The sequence below is a fragment of the Microbacterium sp. C448 genome, assembly GCF_000582705.2.
Taxonomy (GTDB): Bacteria; Actinomycetota; Actinomycetes; order Actinomycetales; family Microbacteriaceae; genus Microbacterium; species Microbacterium lacus_A.
In genome coordinates this window covers 1-4,900 of the sequence record NZ_HG779741.1, presented here as the reverse complement: position 1 = coordinate 4,900, position 4,900 = coordinate 1, and the positions used below count along the sequence as shown (strand labels likewise).

The 4,900-nt window shown below is 65.5% G+C and carries 6 protein-coding genes; 5 read left to right on the top strand and 1 reads right to left on the bottom strand.

Annotated elements, in window-relative coordinates; all coding sequences use genetic code 11:
* Positions 1-37: 37 nt before the first annotated feature.
* Positions 38-400 carry a PepSY domain-containing protein gene (locus MIC448_RS16735; protein WP_081766381.1) on the top strand — a complete coding sequence of 121 codons (363 nt, stop codon included), beginning with the start codon at positions 38-40 and terminating at the stop codon, positions 398-400.
* A 486-nt stretch (positions 401-886) separates the two neighbouring features.
* A complete protein-coding gene (locus tag MIC448_RS11840) occupies positions 887-1,570 on the top strand; it encodes a phosphatase PAP2 family protein (protein WP_243419991.1) in 684 nt (227 codons plus the stop codon).
* A gap of 202 nt (positions 1,571-1,772) precedes the next feature.
* Here the strand turns inward: MIC448_RS11840 and MIC448_RS11835 are convergent, their stop codons facing one another.
* Positions 1,773-1,973, bottom strand: coding sequence for a hypothetical protein (locus tag MIC448_RS11835; RefSeq protein WP_036299925.1), 201 nt, complete (start codon positions 1,971-1,973; stop codon positions 1,773-1,775).
* Between the two features lie 47 nt (positions 1,974-2,020).
* On the opposite strand from MIC448_RS11835, the gene MIC448_RS11830 reads away from it, so the two are divergent.
* The 3 genes from MIC448_RS11830 to MIC448_RS11820 are packed head-to-tail and all read left to right on the top strand — an operon-like array spanning position 2,021 to position 4,822.
* Positions 2,021-2,428 carry a metalloregulator ArsR/SmtB family transcription factor gene (locus MIC448_RS11830; RefSeq protein WP_051513712.1) on the top strand — a complete coding sequence of 136 codons (408 nt, stop codon included), beginning with the start codon at positions 2,021-2,023 and terminating at the stop codon, positions 2,426-2,428.
* Positions 2,425-4,323, top strand: coding sequence for a heavy metal translocating P-type ATPase (locus MIC448_RS11825; RefSeq protein ID WP_051513710.1), 1,899 nt, complete (start codon positions 2,425-2,427; stop codon positions 4,321-4,323). Before MIC448_RS11830 ends, MIC448_RS11825 begins: the two co-directional genes overlap by 4 nt.
* Before the next feature lie 40 nt (positions 4,324-4,363).
* Positions 4,364-4,822, top strand: coding sequence for a hypothetical protein (locus MIC448_RS11820; RefSeq protein WP_051513709.1), 459 nt, complete (start codon positions 4,364-4,366; stop codon positions 4,820-4,822).
* Positions 4,823-4,900: the final 78 nt, after the last annotated feature.

Sequence of the window (4,900 nt, the reverse complement as noted above, 5' to 3'; positions counted from 1 at the left end):
CCCCTGCCAAACATTCTGACGCGCGACAGTCGGAACCATCCCCGCTCCAAACGACGGCACAGCCGACACCGAGGAAGCCGACGGCGCCAAGGGCGCCGAAGGCGCAGAAGCTGCGGAAGGGACGGAAGGCGCAGAAGGGGCGGATGACTCCGCTGCCGAAGCTGCACAGTCGACCGCCCTGGAAAGCCTCGCGAAAGTCACGCCAGAGGAGGCCACTGCGGTCGCACTGAAGGCGGTCTCCGGGACGGCCGCCGCCGCACAGCTCGAGAACGAGAACGGGTTCGTCGTCTACGGCATCGAGGTCACCACCGCCGACGGCACCGTCATCGATGTCAAGATCGATGCCGGCGACGGAACAGTTCTCGCACAAGACACCGCAGACTCGGAGACCTCGGACTGATTGCGTCGCCTGCGACCGTGAGGGTCTGCGCCCGGCATTTGCGCCGGCGCAGACCCTCGAGTCGTTGACGCCGCCCGGCTGCATCTGGTCTGCGATCGCGCGGCACCTCCGTGAAGTCGTCATGTGATGGAGCGGCAGGACAGTGTTGCCAGAGAGCCGCCGTACCCGGTATACGATTGCCGATCCGGGAAGGTTGTCGGCCGGAGGTCGGAGGTTGGTCTGCGGGAGCCTCGCCGCAGGCTCTTGGCCGATCGTGAGAACGTATCACAGGATTAAGGCCCTTATCGATTGGAGCCCGGCATGATTCGAGCCGAAAAGCCTGATCACGGAGATCCCGGTGAGATCGCACACGATAGCCGGATCTCTCCACGGCGGAGTAACTCAGTGTGGCGTCGCCTCGCCCATGGTGTGCGCACGGTCAGCGAACGACTCGGACCGAACGGTGCATTGATCCTAATCCTGGCGTTTGGGCTGATTCTCGTTCTCGTGCTTAGCGTCGCTGCCGCCCAGGTGTACGACAACATCACCGACGCAGATGGGGTAGCCGGTCTCGACCGCCCCCTGCTCGACTTCGTTCTTTCCCTCCGATCGCCATTTCTCGACGTGATCCTCACCGGATACACCCATATCGCCGGTCCCGTTGGCATGCCCATCATCGCCATCGCTGCGATGGCGATTCTCTCGATCCATCGCCGATCCTGGACGCCAGTGATCCTGATCGTCGCCAGCGGCGGCGGGTCGCTCCTCATGACGGTCGTAGGAAAACAACTGTTCGGACGCGACCGGCCTCCTCTCGCCGATGCGGTGCCCCCGTATGAACACTCGGCATCCTTCCCGAGCGGGCACACATTGAACGCGGTGACAGTCATAGGGGTGATCGCCTACCTGCTCATCCTGCGTCAGACGACCTTCCGGGCCAAGACCGTCACGATCGCCACCGCCGCACTCTTCGCCTTCACCACAGGCATCGATCGGATCTACCTCGGACACCACTGGGCAACCGACGTCCTCGGTGCCTGGATGCTCGGCGCTGCCTGGCTCGCTCTGGTCATCACCGCACACCAGCTCTACCTCACCGCTCGCGTCCTGCACGAGCAACAAGATCCCGACGGGTCTCGTCCAAGCCCCTCCCTGGTTCCAGGCGCGCATCGGACGCAGCGGAGAAGGTGACGCCGACGGCACGATCGAAAAAACCACTGAGGACATCGCCCGCCTCATCGGCTCCAAACGGTCTCACATGCGATCTCGAGGCTCGTTCATCGTCTTCACGGACAGGATTCTCCACGTGCAACCGCTCGCGTTGCCTGGCGATAAGGCCACAGCCGGTTGAGGGACTCAGCTGACTACGGACCCTCGCGAAGGCCGAGGATCTTCAGCGCGGCTGCGCCGGTGTCTTCAGGTAGTCGAATGTGCCCGGTGCATTCTGTGTGTCGCTCAGGCGATAGATCACGCCCTCGTGATCGATAACGGGCTTGGGCATGCCGTCCGGCTGAAACGGGCACAGAACGGGCTGCCCCGCATCGGTGGGTGTCGGTCCATCGTGCAATACCGCAACGTACGTCTTGATGGTCATCCTTCGACGGTACCCCGTCGATCCAACGAAGATGTTATTATCTACGCATGAATGCAGATAGTAAGGTTTGTGGTCGGATGCCCGAGAGCGACTTCGTCGAGCTGGCGGTTGAGATCTTCGGGATGCTTGCCGATGCGACGCGCGTGCGGTTGATTCTGGCGTTGCGTGAGGCCGGGGAGCTGTCCGTGAACGACCTGGCGGAGATGGTGGATAAGGCCCCGCCGTCGGTGTCGCAGCATCTTGCCAAGCTCCGGCTGGCGCGTATCGTCTCGACCCGGCAGGACGGGACCCGGGTGTTTTACCGGCTGGAGAATGAGCACGCGTCGCAGCTGGTCCGAGATGCGATCTTCCAGGCCGAGCACTCCCTGGGCGGCACCCCCCGCCACCACCACCCGGAGGCGGCCACGGTAGAAACCGCCTCCGCAGAACCGCGCCTTCAGAGCGCGGACGTATGAGCATCCTCACCGAACCGGGGCTGCGCCCTGGGGGCCGGGCACTGCCGAAGCCACCATCGATCTTCGTCACCGGGGCACGTTTGCCCGAGGTGCGGTGGGCGGCTCTTGCTCTGTTGCTGTTTCTGGTCGCGTGGCCGCTGCAGGTGGCCGGTGCCCCGGAGCCGGTGTGGTGGACGCTGTATCTTGTCGGGTACGTTGCGGGCGGGTGGGAGCCGGCCTGGGCGGGTCTGACGGCGCTTCGGAACAAGGTTCTCGACGTGGATCTGTTGATGATCGTCGCCGCGATCGCCGCCGCCGCGATCGGACAGGTGTTCGATGGCGCGCTTCTGATCGTCATCTTCGCCACCAGCGGCGCCCTTGAAGCTCTCGTCACTCAGCGCACCGCGGACTCCGTGAGCAGCCTCTTGACGCTCGCACCAGAACACGCCACACGCCTCACCCGCCGCCGGGACCGTGAGGACCTGGCGGAGGTTCCGACATCCGCTCTGGAGGTCGGGGATCTGATCCTGGTGCGCCCCGGTGAGCGCATCGGCGCGGACGGGATCGTGGTCGACGGGGTCAGCGAAGTCGACCAGGCAGCGATGACCGGGGAGTCGATGCCGGTCCGACGCGGCGAAGGGCAGGACGTGCTCTCCGGAACCGTGAACGGCACCGGCGCTCTCACCGTCCGGGTCACCCGCCCCGCCAGCGAGTCCGTCATCGCCCGGGTGGTGACGATGGTGTCCGAGGCCTCGGAGACGAAGTCCCAACGGCAGATGTTCATCGAGAAGGTCGAGCAACGATATTCCCTCGGTGTGGTCGCGGCGACCCTGCTGGTGTTCTTCGTCCCGTTGATGTTCGGTACCGACTTCCGGGAGGCGCTGCTGCGCGCGATCACCTTCATGATCGTGGCATCTCCGTGTGCGGTGGTCCTCTCCACCATGCCGCCGTTGCTCGCGTCGATCGCGAACGCGGGACGGCACGGGGTGCTGGTCAAATCCGCGACCGTGATGGAACGCCTCGGCCGGACCTCGCTGGTCGCGTTCGATAAGACCGGAACGCTCACCCACGGCGCCCCCGTAGTGAGAGACGTCACCGCACGGCCCGGGCACACCCGCCAGTCGGTGCTGGCGTGGGCGGCCGCTGTAGAGCAGCACAGCGAGCACCCGATCGGGCGGGCCATCGTCCGCGCCGTCCCGGAGGGCACCACCCCTGCTACGAACTTTCGGGCGATCCCCGGCCACGGGGTCGAAGGGGTCGTCGACGGGCGCCTGGTCCGCGTCGTGCAGACGGTTGACGAATCGGGCACGGTCGGCACGATCGTGGACGTCCTGGTCGATAATGAACCTGTCGGAACGCTCACCCTCGATGACGCACTCCGCCCGGACGCAGCCTCCTCGGTCGCACGAACCGAAGCCCTCACCGCATCGCCGGTGCACCTGCTCACCGGGGACAACGACCGCACCGCCACAGACATCGCCGCACGCACCGGGATTCGTGTCGTCCACGCCCGGCTGCTCCCCGCTGACAAGGCTGACGCGGTGAAACGACTCGAGGATGACGGCGCCACCGTGATGGTCGTCGGCGACGGGGTCAACGACGCCCCCGCTCTGGCTGCGGCCAGTATCGGCGTCGCGATGGGTCGGCACGGCTCCGACCTGGCCCTGGATACTGCAGATGCGGTGATCATCCGCGACGAGCTGTCGGCGGTGCCGGCGGTGATCAACCTGTCTCGCAAAGCGCACCGGTATGTGGTGGCGAACCTGATCATCGCCGCGACCTTCATCACCGTGCTGGTGACATGGGACCTGATCGCCACATTACCGTTGCCGCTCGCGGTGGCCGGACACGAAGGATCTACCGTCATCGTCGCCCTCAATGGGCTGCGACTGCTACGTAAGAGCGCCTGGACATGAGAACCACTTGCCGCCCAGCCCTGTCTATCGGAGGCCGATCATGACACCCAAACGTCCCGCCGCGGCCGCGTCCGCGTTGGATTCCGAGAACGCGCTGGTCATCGTCTGTCGCGGCGGTGACTGTGGGAGCCGGCGAAAGCACCCCGCCGTCGATCATGCCGCGCAGCTCACGACCATCCGTACCCGCGTCGGCGGCGCGGCCGAGGTGTTGGTCAGCAAGTGTCTCGACGCGTGCGAGCACTCCAACGTCATCGTCGTCGTCCCAGGACAGGAAGATCGCACCCGGGGAGCCGAGCCGGTCTGGCTGGGCGAGGTCAATGACCCCGACGTCACCGCCGATCTGATCGACTGGGTCACCTCTCCCACACCTTGGTCAGTGCAGCCGCCCACGCTCGTCGACATCCACACCTTCACCCCCACCCGCCGCAGCCGCCACGAACTGGAAGATCCGGACACGGTGCCCGCAGCGCGCCCTACCCGTCGCGGCCGGAAGAGATAGGCCCGACAACTGGTCGTGACCCCGATCTTTCAAGGACGTCCGGTGAGGGTGTCCCGCGTCAAGTAGTTGGCAGGGATT

Coding starts and splice junctions, on each gene's coding strand:
- MIC448_RS11835 (WP_036299925.1), bottom strand. CDS start 1,973: ATGACCATCAAGACGTACGTTGCGGTATTGCACGATGGACCGACACCC.
- MIC448_RS11830 (WP_051513712.1), top strand. CDS start 2,021: ATGAATGCAGATAGTAAGGTTTGTGGTCGGATGCCCGAGAGCGACTTC.
- MIC448_RS11825 (WP_051513710.1), top strand. CDS start 2,425: ATGAGCATCCTCACCGAACCGGGGCTGCGCCCTGGGGGCCGGGCACTG.
- MIC448_RS11820 (WP_051513709.1), top strand. CDS start 4,364: ATGACACCCAAACGTCCCGCCGCGGCCGCGTCCGCGTTGGATTCCGAG.